Below are 21,828 nucleotides of genomic sequence, written 5' to 3' on the forward strand. Positions count from 1 at the left end.
CTGCCACCTCCGCGCCGTCCGGAGCTAAACGGTGGCCCCCTTGAGCGCCACGGAGGGGTCCGCCGCGAGGGCCGGGTCCAGTACGGCGCCGCGCTCGATGAGCTTGCGCCCCTGGGCGAGGTCGCGCGGCCGGTCCACGGCCAGCAGGGCGCTGGGCACGCCCCCGCGCAGCCACAGCACCGACCAGGAGCCGTCCTCCGGGCTCCCCCGCCATAGCAGCTCGTCGCCCTCGGTGTGCCGGCCCGCGTACTGGACCATCCGGCCGAACTGCTCGGACCAGAAGTACGGCACCGGGTCGTACGGCGCCGCGTCCTCGCCGAGCCCGAGCCCGAGGCCGAGGAGCGCGGCGGCCACCGCGCCGCCGGACTGCAGCGCGTGGTCCCAGTGCTGGACGGCCAGCCGGGCGCCGGAGCGGGCGGAGGGGTAGCTGACGCAGTCCCCCGCCGCGTGGACGCCGGGCACGCCGGTGCGCAGCCGCCCGTCCACGACGATCGCGCCACTCGCGTCCAGCTCGACGCCGGAGCCGGCCAGCCAGCCGGTCGCGGGCCGGGCGCCGATGCCGACGACGACCTCGTCGGCGGGCAGGTGCGAACCGTCCGCCAGCCGGACCGAGCCCGCCTCCACGGCCTCCACGCCGACACCGCAGCGCAGGTCGATCCCGGCCTCGGCGTACCAGGGGGCCATCGCCCGGCCGATCTCCGCGGGCAGGGCGCCCGGCAGCGGGGCCGCTCCGGCCTCGACCACCGTCACCTCGCAGCCGGCCTGGCGGGCGGCGGTGGCCACCTCGGCGCCGATCCAGCCCGCGCCGACCAGCACCAGCCGGCGGCCGGGGCGCAGCAGCGCCCGCAGCGCCAGCGCGTCGTCCAGGGTGTGCAGCAGGTGGGCCCGCTCGGCGCCGGGCAGGGCGCGCGGGACGGCGCCGGTGGCGATCACCAGGGCGTCGTACGACAGGTCCCCGGCGTCGGTGTGCAGGGTTCCGGGGGTCAGGGTTCCGGGGGCCAGAGAGCCGGGGGTCAGGGTTCCGGGGGCCAGGGAGCCGGGAGTGAGGCCGGTGGCGCGGCGGCCGAGGAGCAGCTCGATGCCGAGGCCCTCGTAGTCCACGTCCAGGGTGGTGGTGTCGGCCTTGCCCAGCAGGACGTCCTTGGACAGCGGCGGCCGGTCGTACGGCGCGTGCGGCTCCTCGCCGACCAGCACGACCCGCCCCCGCCAGCCGCCCTGCCGCAGCTTCAGGGCGCACTGCGCCCCGGCCAGCCCGGCACCGACGACGACCGCCACCCGCTCAGTTCCGCTCAGCTCTGCCACGCCCGTCACTGTACTCAGGGCTCCGTCCCACCCTGCGTACGGGCCTTCGGTCCGATGACGCCCCGGAGTTAAGGTGGGGGCACACACGGGAGCCCGGCGCACCGGGCTGAGAGGCGGGCTGGCACGGCCTGCGACCGTCCGAACCTGATCCGGGTCATACCGGCGAAGGGAGAGAGCAGCTTTGTCACGCTTGCTACCGGGTGCCCACACGGAGGTCCTGGTCATCGGCGGGGGCGTCATCGGCCTCGCCGTCGCCTGGCGCGCGGCGCAGCGCGGGGCGGGGAACGTGGTCGTGGTGGACCCCTCGCACGGCCACGGCGCCGCCGGGGTCGCGGCCGGGATGCTCGCCCCGGTCACCGAGCTCCAGTACGGCGAGGAGCCGCTGCTGCGCCTGGGCATGGCCTCCAACGAGCGGTACGCGGCCTTCGCCGCCGAGCTGTCGGAGGCGAGCGGGGGCCTGGACACCGGCTACCGCCGCTGCGGCACGATCGCCGTCGCGCTGGACTCCGACGACCGCGAGGAACTGCGCGAGCTGCACGCCTTCCACCTGCGCCTCGGCCTGGACTCCACCTGGCTCACCGGCCGCGAGGCCAGGAAGCTGGAGCCGATGCTCGCCCCCGGCGTGCGCGGCGGTCTGCACGTGGCCGAGGACCACCAGGTCGACCCCCGCCGCCTGCTCAGGGCCCTGACCTTCGCCTGCGAGGGCGCGAACGTCCTGCTCCACCGGGCCGAGGCCCTCGAACTGCTCGTCGGGGACGGGCGCGCGACCGGCGCCCGGCTGAGCACCGGCGAGAGCATCACCGCCGATCAGGTCGTCCTGGCCGCAGGAGCGCGGAGCCACCGGCTGCCGGGCCTGCCCGAGGGCGTGCTGCCCGCGATCCGCCCGGTGAAGGGCCAGATCCTGCGCCTGCGGATCCCGGAGGCGTACCGGCCCTTCCTCTCCCGCAACGTCCGCGCGGTGGTGCGCGGGCAGCACCTGTACGTCGTCCCGCGCGAGGACGGCGAGCTGGTGATCGGCGCGACCAGTGAGGAGCAGGGCTACGACACCACCGTCACCGCCGGCGGGGTGTACGAACTCCTGCGCGACGCCCACGAGTTGGTCCCGGGCATCACCGAACTCCCGCTCGTGGAGACGGCCGCGGGCCTGCGCCCGGGCTCGCCCGACAACGCCCCGCTGCTCGGCCCGACCTCCCTGCCCGGCCTGGTCGCCGCGACCGGCCACCACCGCAACGGCGTGCTGCTCACCCCGGTGACCGCCGACCTCCTCGGCGCGTACCTGGCCACGGGCGAACTCCCGGACCTGGCACTGCCGTTCACCCCCACCCGCTTCGCCACGAAGGCCGCCGCATGACCGAGACCACCTCCACCGACATCGCCCTGACCGTCAACGGCGAGCCCCGCACGCTGCCCGCCGCCACCACCCTCGCCCAGGTGGTGGCCACCGTCAGCGCCGCCAACACCGGCGTCGCCGCCGCGCTCAACGAGGCCGTGGTGCCGCGCAGTTCGTGGTCCGGAACGCCGCTGAGCAGCGGCGACCGGATCGAGATCCTCACCGCCGTCCAGGGAGGCTGACCGATGGCCGACGACCTGCTGACCATCGCCGGGGCGACCTTCTCCTCCCGGCTGATCATGGGCACCGGCGGCGCCCCCAGCCTGGAGGTCCTGGAGCGCGCCCTGCTCGCCTCGGGCACCGAGCTGACCACCGTCGCGATGCGCCGGGTGAACGCCACCACCCAGGGCTCCGTCCTGGACGTGCTGACCCGCAACGGCATCCGCGTCCTGCCCAACACGGCCGGCTGCTTCACCGCCGGCGAGGCGGTGCTGACCGCCCGCCTGGCCCGCGAGGCGCTGGGCACGGACTGGGTGAAGCTGGAGGTGATCGCCGACGAGCGCACCCTCCTGCCGGACCCGATCGAGCTGCTGGACGCCGCCGAGACCCTCGTCGACGACGGCTTCACCGTCCTGCCGTACACCAACGACGACCCGGTGCTGGCCCGCAAGCTGGAGGACGTCGGCTGCGCGGCGATCATGCCGCTGGGCTCGCCGATCGGCTCGGGCCTGGGCATCCGCAACCCGCACAACTTCCAGCTGATCGTCGAGGCCGCAACCGTCCCCGTCGTCCTGGACGCGGGCGCCGGCACCGCCTCCGACGTGGCCCTGGCGATGGAGCTGGGCTGCTCCGCGGTGATGCTCGCCTCCGCGGTGACCCGCGCGCAGGACCCGGTCCTGATGGCCGAGGCCATGCGGCACGCCGCCGAGGCCGGACGCCTGGCCCACCGGGCCGGCCGCATCCCGCGCCGCTTCCACGCGGAGGCGTCCTCCGCGATGGCCGGCCGCGCGGACCTCGACACCCGGGAGCGGCCCGCGTTCTAGCGAGGCCACCCGGCCACGTCACGCATGTCACAACCCGGTCCCGGAGGCGGCGCCCTCCGGGTCCGGGCTCCGAGCGCGCCACTAGACTCCCCCGGGTGGACACGGGAATGCACGACCCCCTGATCGGTACCCTGCTCGACGGCCGCTACCGGGTCGAGCAGCGCATCGCCGCAGGCGGGATGTCCACCGTCTACAAGGGCACCGACACCCGGCTCGACCGGGTCGTCGCCCTCAAGGTGATGCACCCGCAGCTGGCCGGCGACGAGGGATTCACCGCCCGCTTCATCCGCGAGGCCAAGGCGATCGCCCGGCTCACCCACCCCAACGTGGTGAACGTCTTCGACCAGGGCGCGGACGGCGGGAACACCTTCCTCGCCATGGAGTACGTCCCCGGCCGCACCCTGCGCGACCTGCTGCGCGACCGCGGCGCCCTGTCGGTGCGCGCCGCCCTGGACGTCCTGGAGCCGGTGCTCGCCGCCCTCGGCGCCGCCCACCGCGCCGGGCTGGTCCACCGGGACGTCAAGCCGGAGAACGTGCTGATCACCGACGGCGGCCTGGTCAAGGTCGCCGACTTCGGCCTCGTCCGGGTGCTCGGCACCGCGGACGGCGCCCCCACCTCGGTGACCACCTCCACCGGCGGCACCGTCCTCGGCACCGTCTCCTACCTGGCCCCCGAGCAGATCCTCCCGGACGCCCCCACCGACCAGCGGGTGGACGTCTACGCCTCCGGCATCCTGCTGTACGAGATGCTCACCGGCCGCCGCCCGCACACCGGCGACAACCCCGTCGCCGTCATGTACAAGCACCTGCACGAGGACGTCCCCGCCCCCTCGCTGGTCGCCCCCGCCGTCGCCCCGGCGCTGGACGCCATAGTGGCCTTCGCCTGCGCCCGCTCCGCCGGGGCCCGCCCGTACGACGCCGTCGAACTGCTCGCCGCCCTCCAGCGCGTGCGCCGCACCCTCACCCCCGCCGAGCTCGACGCCGAGCCGCCCGCCTCCACCCGGCCCACGCCCCGCCACCCGACCGGCGAGGCCACCTCGGTGCTGCGGCAACGGCCCGAGCCCGCGGACCTGCGGCCCGCGCCCGAGCGCACCAGCGTCCTCGACGTGCCGGCCGACCTGATGGAGCAGCTGCTCACCGAGCCCCGCCCGTACGACGAGCCCACCCCGGTGCGCCGCCCCCGCCCGCCGCGCCCGCCCCGGCTGCACCGACTGTCCCGCAAGCCGCTGATCTGGGCGGGCGCGCTGACGGCGCTGGTGCTGCTGGTCGGCGGCGCGACGTACGGGCTGAACCAGGGCCTGTACGGGGCGGTGCCGGCCGTGCTGGGCAAGGACCGCGCCGAGGCGCAGCGCGACCTGGACGGGCAGGGCATGCACGCGAAGTTCGTCGAGGTGTTCAGCGAGTCCGTCCCCGCCGGGCAGGTCATCTCCACGGACCCGGGGATCGGCACCCGGACCCGCAAGAGCGACACGGTGACGGTCACCGTCTCCAAGGGCCCCAAGCGGATAGCGGTGCCGGACGTCACGGGCAGGACCACCGACCAGGCCGTCTCGGCGCTGACCGGCGTGCAGCTGATCAAGGGCAACGTGACCCAGACCTACAACGACTCGGTGGCCGAGGGCACCGTGATCAGCACCTCCCCGGCGGCCGGGCAGCTGCTGCCGGAGAACAGCTCGGTCTCGCTGGTGGTCAGCAAGGGCATGGTGCCCGTCCCGGACGTCACCGGGATGTCCAAGGAGGACGCCCAGAGGGCGCTCCAGGCGGCCGGCTTCTCGATGCAGACCTCCGGGGTGAACCTGTTCGGCACCGGGAAGGTCTCCGGCCAGTCCCCGGCGGCCGGGGAACGGCGCCCGCAGAAGACCGTGGTGACGGTCAACTTCCCGTTCCTGTAAGCCCTTTCAGGTCCTGTAAGCCCTTTCAGGACGGCTCAGCGCAGCGGCCCGTCTCCGGGCTCCTCCTGGTGGGAGTAGCGCTGCTCGCGCCAGGGGTCGGCGAGGTTGTGGTAGCCGCGCTCCTCCCAGAAGCCGCGGCGGTCGGCCCGCATGTACTCCACCGCGCGGACCCACTTGGGGCCCTTCCAGGCGTACAGCCGCGGCACGACCAGCCGTACGGGGAAGCCGTGCTCGGCGGTGAGCACCTCGCCGTCGCGGTGGGTGGCGAGCAGGGTGCTCGCGTCCGCGAAGACGTCCAGCGGCAGGTTGGCGCTGTAGCCGTACTCGGCCCAGACCATCACGTGGGTGACGCCCGGCGCCGGGGGCGCCGGTTCGAGGAGGGCGGCGGTGGGCACGCCCGTCCACTCGTTGCCGAGGACGGAGAACTTGGTGACGCAGTGCAGGTCCCCGGTGACGGTGGTGCGCGGCAGGGCGGCGAAGTCCTCGAAGGTCCAGGTGTGCTTCTCGGCGGAGGCGGTGGCGCCGAACACCTGGAGGTCCCAGGTCAGCCGGTTGAAGCGGGGCACCGATCCGTAGTACAGGGCGGGCCAGCCGCGCTGTGCGCGCTGCCCCGGCGGGAGCCTCGGGTCAGCCGGCGGAATCGGTTCTCTCTCGGACTGACCCATGGGTCCATGGTGACAGACGGCGCCCGAGGCCCGACGCGCGCCCCTTCACCTCTCCTTCACGCCCCGCCCATATGGGCCAACGGTCGGTCGCACACCCTCGGAGAGCGGTGCAAATCGGATATTCCGACACATGTCCTAGTGAGTGTGAACTTACTGGAATTACCTCCCATCACGGTGCCAGGATGCGCAGCGCAGGCCCGACCGCAGGGCACCGCAGGACGTAGGCGCTGGGAGGCACCACCATGCAGGGCGATCCAGAGGTCATCGAGTTCCTCAACGAGCAGCTCACCGCCGAGCTCACCGCGATCAACCAGTACTTCCTGCACGCCAAGATGCAGGAGAACTTCGGCTGGACGAAGCTCGCCAAGTACACCCGGCACGAGTCCTTCGACGAGATGAAGCACGCCGAGACCCTCACCGACCGCATCCTCTTCCTGGACGGGCTGCCCAACTACCAGCGGCTGTTCCACGTCCGGATCGGGCAGACGGTCAAGGAGATGTTCGAGGCGGACCGCCAGGTCGAGGTCGAGGCGATCGACCGGCTCCGGCGCGGGATCGTGGTGATGCGGGCCAAGAACGACGTCACCTCGGCGAACATCTTCGAGGACATCCTGGCCGACGAGGAGCACCACATCGACTACCTGGACACCCAGCTGGAGCTCCTGGAGAAGCTCGGCGAGGCGCTCTACCTCGCCCAGCTCATCGAGCAGCCGGAGTCCTGACCCGCCTCAGGCGGCGCGCAGCGGGACGACGGGGGCCGATGGCGCCGGGTCGTCCTGGGTCTCCGGATCGGCGAGCCCCAGCTTGGCGGCCAGCCGGGCGGTCGGGCAGGGCCGGGCGCCGTGCTCGCCGAGCAGGGCCTGTATCCGCCGGACGCAGGAGCCGCAGTCGGTGCCGGCCTTGCAGCCCTTGGCGATCTGGCGCGGGGAGTTCGCACCGGCGTCGATCGCCTTCTTCACCTGGTCCTCGGTGACCGCATGGCACATGCACACGTACATCGCGGTCTCTCCCGGGGTGAAGCGTTCCAAGTGGATCTTGACTAAGGCAAGCCTTAGTTCACTGAGCCTCACCTTACCCGGCATTCCGGGCACGAAAAAGCCCCTCCGGACTCGGGAATCCCGAATCCGGAGGGGCCTTCGTCACAGTTGCTCGCCCGCTCGCCTCCGAGCCGAAGGGCGGGGCGCGGAACGTCACTGGTTGCGGTAGGTCTCCGCCACCAGGAACGCCAGGTCCAGCGACTGGCTGCGGTTGAGCCGCGGGTCGCAGGCCGTCTCGTAGCGCTGGTGCAGGTCGTCGACCAGCACCTCGTCGCCGCCGCCGACGCACTCGGTCACGTCGTCGCCGGTCAGCTCCACGTGGATGCCGCCCGGGTGGGTGCCGAGGGCGCGGTGGACCTCGAAGAAGCCCTTGACCTCGTCGAGCACGTCGTCGAAGCGGCGGGTCTTGTGACCGCTGGACGCCTCGAAGGTGTTGCCGTGCATCGGGTCGCAGATCCACACCGGCTGGGCGCCGGAGGCGGTGACCTTCTCCACCAGGGTGGGCAGGTGCTCGCGGACCTTGCCCGCGCCCATCCGGGTGATGAAGGTGAGGCGGCCGGGCTCGCGCTCCGGGTCCAGCTTCTCGATCAGCGTGAGCGCCTCGTCGACCGTGGTGGTCGGGCCGAGCTTGACGCCGATCGGGTTGCGGATCTTGGACGCGAACTCGATGTGCGCGTGGTCCAGCTGCCGGGTGCGCTCACCGATCCACACCATGTGGCCGGAGACGTCGTACAGCTCGCCGGTGCGCGAGTCCACGCGGGTCAGCGCGGTCTCGTAGTCCAGGATCAGGGCCTCGTGCGAGGAGAAGAACTCGACGGTCCTGAACTCCTCCGGCGCCACGCCACAGGCGTTCATGAACGCCAGCGCGTTGTCGATCTCCCGGGCGAGCTGCTCGTAGCGCTGGCCGGCCGGGGAGTTGCGCACGAAGTCCTGGTTCCAGGCGTGCACCTGGCGCAGGTCGGCGTACCCACCGGTGGTGAAGGCGCGCACGAGGTTCAGGGTGGCGGCGGAGGCGTTGTACATCCGCTTGAGCCGCTCCGGGTCCGGGATGCGGGACTCGGGGGTGAAGTCGAAGCCGTTCACCGAGTCGCCCCGGTAGACCGGCAGGGTCACGCCGTCGCGGGTCTCGGTCGACTTGGAGCGCGGCTTGGAGTACTGGCCGGCGATGCGGCCGACCTTCACGACCGGCACCGAGGCGGCGTACGTCAGGACGGCGGCCATCTGCAGCAGGGTCTTCAGCTTGTTGCGGATGTGCTCCGCCGAGACACCGTCGAAGGCTTCGGCGCAGTCACCGCCCTGCAGGAGGAACGCTTCCCCACGCGCCACGGCTCCCAGCCGGGCGCGCAGCTGGTCGCACTCGCCGGCGAAGACGAGCGGCGGATACGAGGCGAGCTCGGCAAGGGTCTTGCGCAGAGCCTCTTGGTCCGGCCATTCAGGCTGCTGCGCCGCGGGCAGGGACTGCCATGAGTGAAGATTCGTTGCGGTCACACGGGCAAGGCTACGGGGTGACGCGAGTGATCCGTGACCATTGCCCGCTGGATGAGACACCTTCCGGACAACCCTTCCGGCGCGGCGTAGACGCGTTGATGTGATCCGCTACGCTCAGCCCCATGCACGCGCACCGCACCCACTCCTGGTGGTGGACCCCCCTTCTGGGCGGCCCACCGATCGCGCGTTCCTAGACGAACACGACGGCCGCCCCTCGGGGCGGCCGTACTCGTTGGAGCAGACGGCCCTCCCGGGAGCGGACCCAGCACCGCCCTCGCCATCCATCCCGGAACCATCCCCGGAAACCCGGAAGGAAGCCGTACCGTGACGACCGCCGTCGAACTGCTCTCCCGCCTGACCTCCCCCGGCGCCCCCGCCTTCGCCCTGCTGCACCGCCGCACCCCGCGGCACGCCCCGGACACCGTCGAGGTGCTGCTGGGCACCGTCGCCGACTACGAGCACCTCGCCGACCTGCCCGTGCGCGAGGGCGTCCCGGCCGGCGGCCCGGCGCACGACCTGCTCGCGCTCGTCCCGTACCGGCAGATCCGCGAGCGCGGGTTCGAGGCCCACGACGACGGCGCCCCGCTGCGGGCCCTCTCCGTCGAGGAGCAGTACGCCCTGCCGCTGGCCGAAATCGCCACCGCCCTGCCGCACCTTCCGGTCGACCTCACCGGCGGCGCCTTCGACGTGGACGACGAGGCGTACGCCGAGATCGTCCGCACGGTGATCGAGGAGGAGATCGGCAACGGCGAGGGCGCCAACTTCGTCATCCGGCGCGACTTCCACGCCACGCTCGGGGCCCCCGGCGGAGCCGGAGACGGACACTGCTCGCCCGCGCTGGCGCTCTCCCTCTTCCGCCGCCTGCTGGAGCAGGAGCGCGGCGCCTACTGGACGTTCCTGGTGCACACCGGGGACCGCGTGCTGGTCGGGGCCTCCCCCGAGGTGCACGTCCGCCAGAGCGGCGGCACCGTCGTGATGAACCCGATCTCCGGCACCTACCGCTACCCGGCCGCCGGTGCCGACCTCGACTCCCTGCTCCGCTTCCTCCACGACCCCAAGGAGCTCGAGGAGCTGACCATGGTCGTCGACGAGGAACTCAAGATGATGTGCACGGTCGGCGACCTCGGCGGCCAGGTGCTCGGCCCCCGGCTCAAGGAGATGTCCCACCTCGCCCACACCGAGTACGAGCTGCGCGGGCGCACCTCCCTGGACGTGCGCGAGGTGCTGCGCGAGACGATGTTCGCCGCCACCGTCACCGGCAGCCCGGTGCAGAACGCCACCCGGGTCATCAAGCGCTACGAGCCCACCGGGCGCGGCTACTACTCCGGCGCCCTGGCCCTGATCGGCCGCTCCGCCAGCGGCGGGCAGCTGCTCGACTCGCCGATCTGCATCCGCACCGTCGACATCGACCCGGCCACCGGCCGGCTGGTCGTCCGGGCCGGCGCCACCCTCGTCCGGCACTCCGACCCGCGCTCCGAGGTCGCCGAGACCCACGCCAAGGCCGCCGCCGTGCTCACCGCGATCGGCGCCCTGCCCGCGCCCGCCCGGCCGGCCGTCCTCGGCGGCCCGCGCCTGGGCGACGACCACCGGGTGCAGGCCGCCCTCGACTCCCGCCGCGCCGACCTCGCGCCGTTCTGGCTGCGGATGCAGGCGCCGGCCACGGTCACCGAGGACCTGCCGACCCTGGTCGTGGACGGCGAGGACACCTTCACCGCGATGCTCGCCCACCTGCTCACCTCGCTCGGCCACCGGGTGAACGTCGCCGGCTTCGACGAGCCGGGGCTGCGGGAGCGGGTCGCCGCGCACCGGGGCCCGCTGGTGCTCGGCCCCGGCCCGGGGGACCCGGCCCTCGCCGAGGACCCGAAGATGGCGCTGCTGCGGCCGATCGTCGCCGACGCCCTGGCCGCCGTCCGCTCCGGCGCCCGGACGGCGCCGCTGCTCGCCGTCTGCCTCAGCCACCAGCTGCTCTCCGCCGAGCTCGGGCTGCCGCTGGCCCGCAAGGCCGTCCCCTACCAGGGGGCGCAGGAGTCGGTCGACCTGTTCGGCACCCGGCGGACGGTCGGCTTCTACAACACCTTCACCGCCCGCTGCACCGACGCCGAGGCCCAGCGGCTCGCCGCCACCGGCGTCGAGGTCGCCCGCGACGCGGCCACCGGGGACGTGCACGCCCTGCGCGGCCCCGGCTTCGCGGGCCTCCAGTTCCACCCCGAGTCGGTGCTCACCCGCGACGGGCTGGACATCGTCGCGGGCCTGCTCCGCGAGGCGACGGCCGTCCGCGGCTGATCCGCTCGACGGGCGGGGCTGGACGGGCGGGGCTGGACGAGGGGAGTCACAGCTCCTCGTCCAGCCCCTGTTCGATCGCGTAGCGCACCAGCTCGACCCGGTTGTGCAGCTGCAGCTTGCCCAGGGTGTTCTGCACGTGGTTCTGCACCGTCCGGTGCGAGAGCACCAGCCGGTCGGCGATCTGCCGGTACGACAGCCCCTTCGCCACCAGCCGCAGCACCTCGGTCTCACGCGCCGTCAGCTTCGGGACGTCCGCCGCCGACGCCGGGGCCGGCTCGGAGGCCAGTCGGCGGAACTCCCCGAGCACCAGCCCGGCCAGGCCGGGGGTGAACACCGCGTCGCCGACGGCCGTACGGCGCACGGCCTCCAGCAGTTCGTCCCGCCCGGCGGACTTCACCAGGTACCCGGTGGCGCCGGACTTCACCGCCTCCAGCACGTCCTGGTGCTCGCCGCTGGCCGAGAGCACCAGCACCCGCACCGACGGGTCGTTCGCGACGACCTGGCGGCACACCTCGACGCCGGGCAGGTTCGGCAGGTTGAGGTCCAGCACGATCACCTGCGGCGAGCTGGCCCGGGCCCGGCGCACGGCCTCCTCGCCGTCCCCCGCCGTGGCCACCACGTCGAGCCCGGCCTCGGCCAGGTCCCGCGAGACGGCCTCGCGCCACATCGGGTGGTCGTCCACCACCATCACGCGCACGGCCTGCGCCGGCTCTCCGGTCATCACTCGCCCTCCCTGGGGACGCGCAGTTCCACCTCGACGCCCTCCCCGGGCGCCGAGTACAGCTCGGCCGTGCCGCCGAGGTCCAGCAGCCGGCCCCGGATGGACTGGGAGACGCCCAGGCGCCCGGCCCGCTCCGCCTCGCCGAGCCGCCCGGGCCCGAAGCCGGGCCCGTCGTCGCGGATGCTGACCGTGACGGCCTCCGGCTCGTCCTCGACCAGGATCCAGGCCCGGGCCCGCTCCCCCGCGTGCCGGCGCACGTTGTCCACGGCCGCGCCGACCGCCGCCGCCAGCTCGCCCGCCGCCTGGCCGGGCAGCAGCACCGGGGTGCCGGGGGCGGAGAGCGTGATCCGCTCGTCGGCGTACGGGCGCAGCAGCGCGGTGAGGTCCCGCGGCTCGTCCGCGTCGGGGGCGGCGGCGCGCTGGGCGGGCAGCGGGCCGCCGGTCATCAGCGCCCGCAGTGCGCGCTCCTGTTCGCCCGCGAGGCGGCCGAGTTCGGCGATCCCCTCCGCGCCGCCCGGCTCGCCGCCGCGCCGCTGGACCAGGGCGAGCACCTGGAGCACGCCGTCGTGGATGTCCCGGGAGAGCCGCTCGCGCTCCCGGGTGGCGGCCTCGACCTGGAGGGCCCGGGTGAGGGTCGCCTCGCTGGCCCGGGCCAGCTCGATCACGTAGCCGATCGCGCAGCCGGCGACCAGCAGCAGCACGATGTTGTGGAGGTTGTCGCCGGTCGGCCCGCCGTGGCCGAGCACGTTGGCGACGCCGATCACCGAGCCCGCGGCGGCCGCCGGTCGCCAGCCGCCCTTGGCGGCGAAGCCGAGCACCGTGCCCGCGGCCCAGATGGTCGGCAGGGTGGGCGCGCCGTGGTTGATCCGGGCCGGGGTGTCGGTCACACCGCTCATCACGATGCCGGTGACGGCGAGCGTGAGGTCGACGCCCAGGACGTACCAGGTGCAGCGCTCCGGGTTGCCGAAGGCGCGGGTGGTGGCGAGCGTCCACAGGGCGAGCGCGCCGAGGAAGATCCAGCCGGCCACCGGGTGCAGGAAGTGCAGGTACGAGTTGACGTACCGCAGGAGGGCGTAGGCCAGGGCCAGCACCCGGAAGTAGGAGATGGCCCGCCAGAGCGGGAGTTCGACGGACATGCCGCCGGCGGCCACCGTGCCGCCGACGGCAGCCGCGCCGCGACCGCCGTCCGTCATCCCCGCCCCTCCCCCCGGGCCGGACCGGCCGGTCAGGCCGACCCGGTGTCCTTCTGCTGCTGCTGCTCCTGCTCGGCCTTCTCCGCTTCGGCCGCCTTCTCGGCTTCGGCCTTCTCGGCCTTGGCGGCGGCCTTGCGCTCGGCGTCGGCCTTCTTCTTGTCGTCGGAGATCTGGCGCTTGGCGGCCGTCGCGTAGATGTCGACGTACTCCTGGCCGGAGAGGCGCATGATCTCGTACATCACCTCGTCCGTCACCGAACGCAGGATGAAGCGGTCGTTCTCCATGCCGTGGTAGCGGGAGAAGTCCAGCGGGCGGCCGATCCGGATGCCGGGGCGGATGCCGAAGTTGGGGACGACCTGGCCGGGCGGCTGGACCTTCTCGGTGTCGATCATCGCGACGGGGATGACCGGCGCGCCGGTGGCCAGCGCGACGCGCGCCAGGCCCCCGACCTTGCCCCGGTACAGCTTGCCGTCGGGCGAGCGGGTGCCCTCGGGGTAGACGCCGAACAGCTCGCCGCGGTCCAGCACCGCGATCGCACTGCGGATCGCCGCCTCGCCGGCCCCGCGCACGCCCGAGCGGTCCACCGGCAGCTGGCCGACGCCCTTGAAGAAGGCGGCCGTCAGCCGGCCCTTGAGGCCCGGGGTGTTGAAGTACTCGGCCTTCGCGATGAACGTGACCCGGCGCTTGATCAGCGCGGGGAAGAAGAACGAGTCCGAGAAGGACAGGTGGTTGCTCGCGATGATCGCCGCACCCTCGGTGGGGATGTTCTCCTCACCCTCGATCCACGGCCGGAAGAAGATCCGAAGCAGTGGCGCGACGATCAACTTCATCAGTCGGTAGAACAACCGGGGCCTCCTGTTATGCGGACCGGTCGATCCTAATGCCCCGCGGACCCGGGCCGTGCCCGGGCCCGCCGATGGGGGCGGCCGATGGGGGTGTACGACCCGCGCGGTGCGTGGGACGATGCGTGTCCCCCAGCGTAGGAGTCCGCCATGCCGCTGCTGCCCGGTGCCGAGCCCTACCGCCACCGCGGTTCGGCGGTGGGGGTGCTGCTGTGCCACGGGTTCACCGGCTCCCCCGCCTCGCTGCGGCCCTGGGCCGAGGAACTGGCCGCCGCGGGGTACACCGTCTCGCTGCCGCTGCTGCCCGGGCACGGCACCCGCTGGCAGGATATGCAGGTCACCCGCTGGGAGGACTGGTACGCCGAGGTCGAGCGGGAGCTGCTGGAGCTGACGCGCACCTGCGAGCGGGTCTTCGTCTGCGCGCTGTCGATGGGCGGGGCGCTGGCGCTGCGGCTGGCGGCGGTGCACGGCCCGAAGGTCGCCGGGCTGGTGCTGGTCAACCCGTCGGTCCGCTCGGACACCCCCGCGAGTGTGCTGCTTCCGGTGCTGCGCCACCTCGTCCCGAGCCTGCCGGGGATCGCCGACGACATCTCCCGCCAGGGCGTCAGCGAGCACGGCTACGACCGTACGCCGCTGCACGCCGCCTGGTCGCTGTCCCGGCTGTGGAAGGAGGTGCAGGCACGGCTGCCGGAGGTGACCCAGCCGGTGCTGCTCTTCCACAGCCCGCAGGACCACGTGGTCTCCCCGGCCAACTCGGAACTGGTGCTGGCCCGGATATCCTCGACGGAGGTGACGGAGCGGCTGTGCCAGCGCAGCTTCCACGTCGCGACGCTGGACCACGACGCGGGGGAAATATTCTCGGCGAGCCTGGACTTCATCCAACGGCTGGCCCCCGCACACGCGGCGGGCGTCACCCGGGTCGAATCGGACGATCACCATGGCTGAAGGGCCGGAAGTGCACGAGAGCAGCACGGCGGGCGGCGGGGACGAGACTCCCCGCGAGGACGGCACACCGCCCCGCGAGGACGGCACTGTCAACGGCGGCACCGAGCCGGGCGGCGGCGTGACGCGCCCTCCCGCGGACGGCACCACCAAGAGCCCCGGGGCCGACGCCGCCGAGCCCGCGCCCGAGCAGCCCGCGCAGGCCGCGCCGCGCCGCACCCCCGAGCGCAGCCAGGCCGAGCAGGACGAGATCTTCGCCGCCCTGATCGCCCAGTTCGACGACCCCGTCGACCTCAACAACCCCAACTGGCCCGAGGTCGAGAACCTCCGCGCCCAGAACGAGCTCAAGAGCGGCTACAAGGACGGCCCCGACCGCAAGGCCGGCGGGGACGACTTCGCCGACCTCGCCCCGCAGCCGCGCCCCCGCTCCGGCAAGCCGGTGGTCCCGGCGGCGACCCCGGGCCCGCGCGACTTCGAGCTGTCCGAGGAGAGCGACGAGGGCCACTTCGTCCCGCCGGAGCCCCCGCCGCTGCCCGCCGCCGACGTGACCGCCAAGTTCGCCTGGCTGGCCGTCCTCGGCGGCCCGGCGCTGCTGCTGGTCGACGCGGTGGTCTGGCAGGAGGTCTCCGGCTGGCCCGCCTGGGTCGGCATCACCGCCTTCCTCGGCGGCTTCGTCACCCTGGTCGCCCGGATGAAGGACCGCGACGAGGACGAGCCCGAGGACCCGAACCACGGCGCGGTGGTCTAACTCCCGGGGATCTCCAGGAAGGCCAGCACCGGCAGGTGGTCGGTGGCGGCCCGCAGGTCGGCCTCGTTGACACCGGGCAGCCCGTGCGGGACGCCGCAGCCGAGCACGGTGATCCCGGGCGTGGCGAACACCGCGTCGATCCGCTGGTAGGGCCGCTCCGGCACGGAGGTGAACTCACCGCCCCAGGGCGCCGTGGCGTGCCCGTCCTGCAGCCGGGAGGCCATCAGTTCCCAGCCGGGCCCGTCCGGGTGCTCGTTGAAGTCCCCGGCCACGACGCCGAGTTCGGCGATCGCGAGCTGGTCGAGCAGCAGCTCGAACTGCCCGTACCGCTCCTCCTGGTCCAGGCTCAGGTGACAGCTGGTGACGCTGAACGGCGCGCCGCCGGGCAGCCGCAGCAGTGCGGTGGCGAAGCCCCGGGCGTGCAGGCCCCGGGTCTTGGGCAGCAGCCGGTCGTGCAGGCCGAGCGGCTCCACCGCGCCGGGCCGACCGAGCAGCAGCGGACCGGCCGCCGTACGGCCGCCGCCCGCGAGCACGGTGGTGCCGGTGCTGCGGGCCAGCCAGGCCGCCTGCCCCTCGGGCCGCCAGTAGCGCGGGGACTCCTGGACGCAGACCAGGTCGGGCTCGCAGGCCCGGATCACCCGGGCGAGCGCGCGGCGGTCGTCGCGCAGCGAGCGGATGTTGTAGCTGAGCAGGCGCAGCCGGCGCGGGCCGGCGGGTGGCGGCTGGAGCATGGTCCTCACCGTACGCCTGCACGAGGAAGGCGGCGGCCACCCCGGGGGGCACCGCCGCCTTCGGGAGTCGTCAGCGGGTGCGGGCGAGGTCCGCCGCGCCGACGATGCCGGCCGCGGAGCCCATCGAGGCGAGGACGACCTCGGCGCGCGGGCGGTGCACCCCGCCGGTCAGGTACTGCTCGAAGCACTTGGCGACCGGGTCGAGCAGCAGCCGCCCGGAGTCGGAGACGCCGCCGCCGAGGACGAAGACGGCCGGGTCGAAGAGCGCGGCGAGGTCGGCCATGCCCCGGCCCAGCCAGTCGGCCAGCTCGGCGTAGCACTCCAGGGCGAGCGGGTCGCCGTCCTCGGCCGCCTCGGTGATGTGGATGCCGCGGATGGTCTCGGCGACGCCGTCGTTGAGCTCCAGCATCCGCTTGCCGCGCACCGGGTCGGCGGCGGCCTTCTCCCGGCCGTAGCGGCGCAGCGCCCGCCCGGAGGCGTACTGCTCCCAGCAGCCCTTGCCGCCGCAGCCGCACGGCAGACCGTCCGGGACCATGTTGAGGTGGCCGATCTCGCCGGCCACGCCGAAGCGGCCGCGGTGCAGCCGCCCGTCCAGGACGACGCCGCCGCCGATGCCGGTGCCGACGGTCATCAGCACCATGTCCTGGTGCGCGGCCGCGGCGCCGAAGCGGAACTCGGCCCAGGCGGCGCAGTTGGCGTCGTTCTCGACCACGGCGTCGAGGCCCGTGAGCTCCTCGATCCGGCCGCGCAGCGGCTCGTTCTCCCAGGCGATGTTGGGGGCGAAGATCACCGTCGAGCGGTCGCGGTCGACGAAGCCGGGGGCGCCGACACCGACCGCCTCGACGTCGGCGTGCTGCTCCTTGAGCTCGCGGACGGCCTGCGCGATCGCGTCGACCGCCCACTGCGGGTCCGCCGGGGTGGGCACCCGGGTGCGGGCGAGGATCGTGCCCGCCTCGTCGACAACGCCTGCCGCGATCTTGGTCCCGCCGACATCGACGCCGATGGTCAGAGCCATGTGTCCCTCAGCTATTCACTCGTTCCCGCTGGACGGAACGGTACCGCCCAACCGCGCCCCCGTACACTGCCTCGCCTACATTAACCGAAGACATTTTCCCGCCAACCGGGCCGCGATACTTCAAAAGTCGTATCAATTCAGCCGTTCGGTGACGCATGCGAGCGGGGCGATCACGCTTCGAAGGTTACGGATTCACTGCTTGGCGGAGGGCTCGTCAGGCGTGTCGAGGTCGATCTTCTCGGTGGAGGCGCCGGCGCCGGCCGTCCAGCGGCTCTCGTGACCGGAGACGGCGGCGCGGTAGGCGGCCAGCAGTTCGGCGCCCGCGGCGGCGATCCCGGAGCCGGCGGCGGCGAGGTGGGTGTAGACCTCGGGCCGGCCGGTGCGCAGGCGGTCGGCCAGCCCGGCCAGGGTGATCAGGGTGTCGGCGCTCGCCGCCTGGGCCTTCTCGCCGACGGCGGTGGCGAAGCGGCGCACCTCGTCCACCAGCGGGCCCAGCTCCGGCCCGAACGGGTTCTGCTCGCCGGTACCGCCCGTACCGCCGGTACCGCCCGTACGGTTCTCGCCCTCGGTCCGGTCCTCGGTGCTGGTCATCGCGGGCGCCTCCTCAAGCCGTGGCCGCACGGCGCGACCCCCGGGGCCCGACGCTACCGGACGGGCCGTGAGCCCCTGTCGCCCCTAGCCCTGCGGCCAGAGCGCGGGGTCGGGCGCGAAGCGCACCGAGAGCACCCCGTCGCCGAGCCCGGCCCCGGCCACCGTGCAGCGGCGCAGCGCCGAGGGCAGGGTGAGGACGCGGCGGTGCGAGCCGATGCCGACGACCAGTTCGTCGCCCCGGCGCACGAGGTCCAGTTCGGAGCGGTCGGCGCCGGGCAGTTCCAGGTGCCAGACCAGCAGGCCCTCCTCGGCGAGCCGGTCCTCGACCGGCCAGGGCTGCGGGTCGAGCCGCCCTGGCCCGTCCCCGTCCCCGTAGAGCCGGTCGGCGACGGCCTCCAGGGTCGCCTCGGCCAGGCCCGTGACCAGGACCGGGGCGTCCGTCTCGGCGGCCAGCGCGGTCAGCTCCCCGGCCCGGCGGCGGGCGAGCGCGGCCAGCCAGGGGTCGGGCGAGTCCACCGCGTGGTCGGGCAGCGCGCCGTGCACCACCACGGCGTCGGGCCGGTGCCCGTGCAGCGCGAGCCCGGCCCGTACGCGGCGCAGTTCCCCGTACGGGTGACCGTCCGCGGAGACGACCAGGCGCACGCTGGTGCCGGGGTCGTCGACCGCGGCGCGGGACTCGGCGAGCGCCTCGGACGCCTTGGCGCGCCCCTCGTACAGCCACTCGGCGGGCATCGGCACGCCGGCCAGGCCCGCCAGCAGCGGGCGCAGCGCCCGGGCGGCCTGGCGCTGCTCGGGGACGAGCCGGTCCAGGTAGCGGTTGAGCTGCTCGGGCAGGGCGAGGGTGGCGATCAGTTCGGCGGGCGGCGGGGCGAGCACCACCAGGACGTCCTGGTCGGCGGCGGGCAGGGCGCGCAGCAGGGCGAGCCGGGCGATGCCGGGCAGGGCGGTGAGCTCCTCGGGGTCGAGGCGGTCGGCGCCGAGGAGGTCGAGCAGCGGGCGGAGCTTCTCGGTGAGCTCGCCGACGGCGTAGCGGAAGGCGGCCTGCTCGTCGATCCGGGAGACGTACAGCCCGGGTGCGTGGCGCGCCGGTTCGGGTTCGAGGCGGACGCCGAGGGCGGTGTCCAGCGCGCGGTGCGGGTCGTCGGCGGCGAGCAGCCAGGTGCGGTGGCCGCGCCGGGCGGCGTGCAGGGCGGTGGCGGCGGCCACGGTGGGCGCGCCCGCGTCGCCGCTGATGAGGATGGTGCGCTTCGCCGTCATGCCGTCCGGCCCCCGTTCCGTGCCGTCAGTCCTGGGCGCGCCCGGCGGCGGTGTCCTCGACGCGCTTCTTGAGGCCGGCCAGGGCGCGGTCGATGATCACCTTCTCGGCCTTGCGCTTGATCATGCCGAGCATGGGGATCTTGACGTCCACGGCGAGCTGGTACGTCACCTCGGTGCGGCCGCCGGCCGCCGGGGCGAGGGTGTAGGAGCCGTCGAGGGAGCGGAGCATCTGGCTGCGCACCAGCGTCCAGGAGCACTCGCGGTCGCCGTCCCAGGTGTAGGCGAGGACGTGCTCGTCGCGGATGGCGCCGGCGTCGAGGAGCAGCCGGACCTCGGCGGCGCGGCCGTCCTCGCCGGTCTCCAGGACCTCGATCTCCTTGACCTCGCCGGTCCAGGCCGGGTAGGCGGCGAAGTCGGCGATCACGGCCATGACCGTGGTCGGGGTCGCGTCGACGATGATGCTCGACCTGGTGTGCTCCGCCATGGAATGGCCCTCCGCCTCGTCCCTCTGCCTGCCGGTCCGGCCGAGGCGCTGCTCGGGTCCGGTCCGCCCGGATGCAGGCTATCGCGCCCGGCGATCGCCCCGGAGGCGCGGGCGCGGTACGAGCGCGCGCTGCCCCGGAGACGCGGAAGGCTACCGGCCGGTCACCCCCCGTCTGTCGTAGGGTGCCATTCGAACGACCTGGTCACGGCCGGGTCGGACCCGGCCGGGTGTGACACTTCGAACACCGGGGCCGACCCCCCTGGTCGAAGCCGCCTACCGGGCAGTAACGTCCTGCCGTCCCGCAGCGTCGCGAACGAGGAGCAGTCTTGCTCGACTTCAGCCTTCCGGCCCTCTACCAGGTACCGAGCGACGGTAACCTCTCCGACATCGTGCAGCAGAACGCCGAGCGCCACCCCGGCGTCGCCGTTCTCAGCCGCAAGGTGGACGGCCGCTGGCAGGAGTTGACCGCCGCCCAGTTCCAGGTCGAGGTGCAGGCGGCCGCGAAGGGCCTGATCGCCTCCGGCATCCGCCCCGGCGACCGGGTCGGCATCATGTCGCGCACCCGCTACGAGTGGACGCTGCTGGACTTCGCGATCTGGACGGCCGGGGCGATCACCGTCCCGGTGTACGAGACCTCCTCCGCCGAGCAGGTCGAGTGGATCCTCGGCGACTCCGGCGCCGTCGCCGTGATCACCGAGACCGACCAGCACCGCAAGGTCGTCGAGGAGGTCCGCGACCGGCTGCCCGGCCTCACGCAGGTCTGGCAGATCGAGCAGGGCGCCGTGGCCGCACTGGCCGAGGCCGGCCGCGAGGTCGCCGACACCACCGTCACCGAGCGCCGCTCGATCGCCACCGCCGACTCCGTCGCGACGATCGTCTACACCTCGGGCACCACCGGCCGCCCCAAGGGCTGCCAGCTGACCCACGGCAACTTCCTGGCCGAGTGCGGCAACGTGGTCGAGCGCCTCGCCCCGCTGTTCCGCACCGGCGAGAGCTCCGTCCTGCTGTTCCTGCCGCTGGCCCACGTGTTCGCCCGGATCGTCGAGATCGCCCCGGCGATGGCCCCGATCAAGCTCGGCCACGTGTCCGACATCAAGGACATCACCAACGAGCTGGCCACGTTCAAGCCCACCCTGATCCTGGGCGTGCCCCGGGTCTTCGAGAAGGTCTTCAACACCGCCCGCGCCAAGGCCCAGGCCGACGGCAAGGGCAAGATCTTCGACAAGGCCGCCGAGACGGCGATCGCCTACAGCCGCGCGCTGGACGCCGGCGGCGCGGGCCTGGTCCTGAAGCTCAAGCACACCGTCTTCGACAAGCTCGTCTACAGCAAGCTGCGCGCGGCCCTCGGCGGCCGGGCCACCCACGCCATCTCCGGCGGCGCCCCGCTCGGCGAGCGGCTCGGCCACTTCTACCGGGGCATCGGCTTCACCGTCCTGGAGGGCTACGGCCTCACCGAGACCTGCGCGGCCACCACCTTCAACCCGTGGGACAAGCCGAAGATCGGCACGGTCGGCCAGCCCGTCCCCGGCGCCTCGGTCAAGATCGCCGAGGACGGCGAGGTCCTCTTCAAGGGCCCCCACGTCTTCACCGGCTACTGGAACAACCCGCAGGCCACCGCCGACACCCTCAAGGACGGCTGGATCGCCACCGGCGACATCGGCTCCCTGGACCGCGACGGCTACCTGACGATCACCGGCCGCAAGAAGGAGATCATCGTCACGGCCGGCGGCAAGAACGTCGCCCCGGCCGTGATCGAGGACCGCATCCGGGCGCACGCCCTGGTCGGCGAGGTCATGGTGGTCGGCGACCGCAAGCCGTTCATCGCCTGCCTGATCACCGTCGACCCGGACTTCTTCCCCAAGTGGAAGGAGCTCAACGGCAAGCCCGCGGGCGCCAGCGTCGCCGACCTCAAGGACGACCCGGACCTGCAGGCCGCCCTGCAGTCCGCCGTGGACGACGGCAACGCGGCCGTCTCCCACGCCGAGGCCGTCAAGAAGTTCCGCCTGCTGGACACCGAGTTCTCCGAGGAGAGCGGCCACCTGACGCCCTCGCTCAAGCTCAAGCGCAACGTGGTCCTCAAGGACTACGCCGCCGACATCGAGGCGATCTACCAGAACTAGCCGGGTGACCGTACGGACGTGGGGGCCCCCCCCCCCCCCCGGGGGCGGGGGCCCCCCCCCCCCCCCCAAAAACCCAACATTGGTCCCAGGGCCCCCCCCCCCCGGGGTGACGCCCCGCCCCCCCGTCCCCCCCCCCCCAGCCCC

At 73.6% G+C, this 21,828-nt stretch carries 21 protein-coding genes and 1 riboswitch; of the genes, 9 read left to right on the top strand and 12 right to left on the bottom strand.

Annotated features, from left to right (window positions below):
* Positions 1–24: 24 nt before the first annotated feature.
* Positions 25–1,311: an NAD(P)/FAD-dependent oxidoreductase gene (locus ACIBCA_RS23605; protein WP_396284931.1), complete on the bottom strand. Its 1,287-nt coding sequence runs from the start codon at positions 1,309–1,311 to the stop codon at positions 25–27.
* Positions 1,312–1,377: 66 nt separating this feature from the next.
* A riboswitch (TPP riboswitch) is annotated at positions 1,378–1,490 on the top strand.
* Here ACIBCA_RS23605 and thiO point away from each other — a divergent pair.
* From thiO to pknB, 4 genes are all read left to right on the top strand, one after another.
* Positions 1,484–2,653, top strand: a complete 1,170-nt coding sequence (gene thiO / locus ACIBCA_RS23610; protein ID WP_396284932.1) for a glycine oxidase ThiO — start codon at positions 1,484–1,486, stop codon at positions 2,651–2,653. Its footprint overlaps the riboswitch before it by 7 nt.
* Complete coding sequence (gene thiS, locus ACIBCA_RS23615; RefSeq protein ID WP_396284933.1) at positions 2,650–2,874, top strand: sulfur carrier protein ThiS; 225 nt, start codon at positions 2,650–2,652, stop codon at positions 2,872–2,874. The genes thiO and thiS overlap by 4 nt, the downstream gene beginning before the upstream one ends.
* 3 nt (positions 2,875–2,877) lie before the next feature.
* Entirely contained in the window at positions 2,878–3,675 is a 798-nt protein-coding gene (locus ACIBCA_RS23620; RefSeq protein ID WP_396284934.1) for a thiazole synthase, read from the top strand.
* Positions 3,676–3,770: 95 nt separating this feature from the next.
* Entirely contained in the window at positions 3,771–5,567 is a 1,797-nt protein-coding gene (gene pknB / locus ACIBCA_RS23625) for a Stk1 family PASTA domain-containing Ser/Thr kinase (RefSeq protein WP_396284935.1), read from the top strand.
* 35 nt (positions 5,568–5,602) lie between these two features.
* On the opposite strand, the gene ACIBCA_RS23630 is transcribed toward pknB, so the two are convergent.
* Positions 5,603–6,232 carry a molybdopterin-dependent oxidoreductase gene (locus ACIBCA_RS23630; protein WP_396284936.1) on the bottom strand — a complete coding sequence of 210 codons (630 nt, stop codon included), beginning with the start codon at positions 6,230–6,232 and terminating at the stop codon, positions 5,603–5,605.
* A gap of 242 nt (positions 6,233–6,474) precedes the next feature.
* Between ACIBCA_RS23630 and bfr the strand changes: the two genes are divergently transcribed.
* Positions 6,475–6,954 (top strand): bacterioferritin, encoded by a 480-nt coding sequence (bfr, locus tag ACIBCA_RS23635; RefSeq protein WP_031071881.1) that lies wholly within the window; start codon positions 6,475–6,477, stop codon positions 6,952–6,954.
* Between the two features lie 6 nt (positions 6,955–6,960).
* On the opposite strand, the gene ACIBCA_RS23640 is transcribed toward bfr, so the two are convergent.
* Positions 6,961–7,230, bottom strand: a complete 270-nt coding sequence (locus tag ACIBCA_RS23640; protein ID WP_396285022.1) for a bacterioferritin-associated ferredoxin — start codon at positions 7,228–7,230, stop codon at positions 6,961–6,963.
* A 192-nt stretch (positions 7,231–7,422) separates the two neighbouring features.
* Positions 7,423–8,757 (bottom strand): class II 3-deoxy-7-phosphoheptulonate synthase, encoded by a 1,335-nt coding sequence (locus ACIBCA_RS23645; protein WP_396284937.1) that lies wholly within the window; start codon positions 8,755–8,757, stop codon positions 7,423–7,425.
* Positions 8,758–9,081: 324 nt separating this feature from the next.
* Here ACIBCA_RS23645 and ACIBCA_RS23650 point away from each other — a divergent pair, with 324 nt between their 5' ends.
* A complete protein-coding gene (locus ACIBCA_RS23650; protein WP_396284938.1) occupies positions 9,082–11,040 on the top strand; it encodes an anthranilate synthase family protein in 1,959 nt (652 codons plus the stop codon).
* Positions 11,041–11,086: 46 nt separating this feature from the next.
* Here ACIBCA_RS23650 and ACIBCA_RS23655 read toward each other — a convergent pair whose 3' ends face one another.
* The 3 genes from ACIBCA_RS23655 to ACIBCA_RS23665 are packed head-to-tail and all read right to left on the bottom strand — an operon-like array spanning position 11,087 to position 13,799.
* Complete coding sequence (locus tag ACIBCA_RS23655; RefSeq protein WP_396284939.1) at positions 11,087–11,761, bottom strand: response regulator; 675 nt, start codon at positions 11,759–11,761, stop codon at positions 11,087–11,089.
* On the bottom strand, positions 11,761–12,954 hold the full coding sequence (macS, locus tag ACIBCA_RS23660) for a MacS family sensor histidine kinase (RefSeq protein ID WP_396284940.1): 1,194 nt from the start codon (positions 12,952–12,954) through the stop codon (positions 11,761–11,763). The genes ACIBCA_RS23655 and macS overlap by 1 nt, the downstream gene beginning before the upstream one ends.
* Positions 12,955–12,986: 32 nt before the next feature.
* Positions 12,987–13,799: a lysophospholipid acyltransferase family protein gene (locus ACIBCA_RS23665; RefSeq protein ID WP_396284941.1), complete on the bottom strand. Its 813-nt coding sequence runs from the start codon at positions 13,797–13,799 to the stop codon at positions 12,987–12,989.
* Between the two features lie 147 nt (positions 13,800–13,946).
* On the opposite strand from ACIBCA_RS23665, the gene ACIBCA_RS23670 reads away from it, so the two are divergent.
* Together ACIBCA_RS23670 and ACIBCA_RS23675 are read left to right on the top strand one after the other, a co-directional pair.
* On the top strand, positions 13,947–14,741 hold the full coding sequence (locus ACIBCA_RS23670; RefSeq protein WP_396284942.1) for an alpha/beta hydrolase: 795 nt from the start codon (positions 13,947–13,949) through the stop codon (positions 14,739–14,741).
* Between the two features lie 10 nt (positions 14,742–14,751).
* Positions 14,752–15,486, top strand: coding sequence for a hypothetical protein (locus ACIBCA_RS23675; protein ID WP_396284943.1), 735 nt, complete (start codon positions 14,752–14,754; stop codon positions 15,484–15,486).
* On the opposite strand, the gene ACIBCA_RS23680 is transcribed toward ACIBCA_RS23675, so the two are convergent.
* From ACIBCA_RS23680 to ACIBCA_RS23700, 5 genes are all read right to left on the bottom strand, one after another.
* On the bottom strand, positions 15,483–16,217 hold the full coding sequence (locus ACIBCA_RS23680) for an endonuclease/exonuclease/phosphatase family protein (protein ID WP_396284944.1): 735 nt from the start codon (positions 16,215–16,217) through the stop codon (positions 15,483–15,485). The genes ACIBCA_RS23675 and ACIBCA_RS23680 overlap by 4 nt on opposite strands.
* Positions 16,218–16,287: 70 nt before the next feature.
* A complete protein-coding gene (locus ACIBCA_RS23685) occupies positions 16,288–17,232 on the bottom strand; it encodes an ROK family glucokinase (protein WP_396284945.1) in 945 nt (314 codons plus the stop codon).
* Positions 17,233–17,424: 192 nt separating this feature from the next.
* Positions 17,425–17,823 (bottom strand): DUF5304 family protein, encoded by a 399-nt coding sequence (locus ACIBCA_RS23690; RefSeq protein WP_396284946.1) that lies wholly within the window; start codon positions 17,821–17,823, stop codon positions 17,425–17,427.
* 84 nt (positions 17,824–17,907) lie between these two features.
* Positions 17,908–19,080, bottom strand: a complete 1,173-nt coding sequence (locus tag ACIBCA_RS23695) for an ArsA family ATPase (RefSeq protein WP_396284947.1) — start codon at positions 19,078–19,080, stop codon at positions 17,908–17,910.
* Between the two features lie 25 nt (positions 19,081–19,105).
* A complete protein-coding gene (locus tag ACIBCA_RS23700) occupies positions 19,106–19,564 on the bottom strand; it encodes an SRPBCC family protein (RefSeq protein WP_396284948.1) in 459 nt (152 codons plus the stop codon).
* A gap of 326 nt (positions 19,565–19,890) precedes the next feature.
* Here ACIBCA_RS23700 and ACIBCA_RS23705 point away from each other — a divergent pair, with 326 nt between their 5' ends.
* Entirely contained in the window at positions 19,891–21,684 is a 1,794-nt protein-coding gene (locus tag ACIBCA_RS23705) for an AMP-dependent synthetase/ligase (protein ID WP_396284949.1), read from the top strand.
* Positions 21,685–21,828 lie beyond the last annotated feature (144 nt).

Origin of the sequence: Kitasatospora sp. NPDC051170 (genome assembly GCF_044455705.1) — a bacterium.
In the GTDB taxonomy this organism is placed as follows: Bacteria; Actinomycetota; Actinomycetes; order Streptomycetales; family Streptomycetaceae; genus Kitasatospora.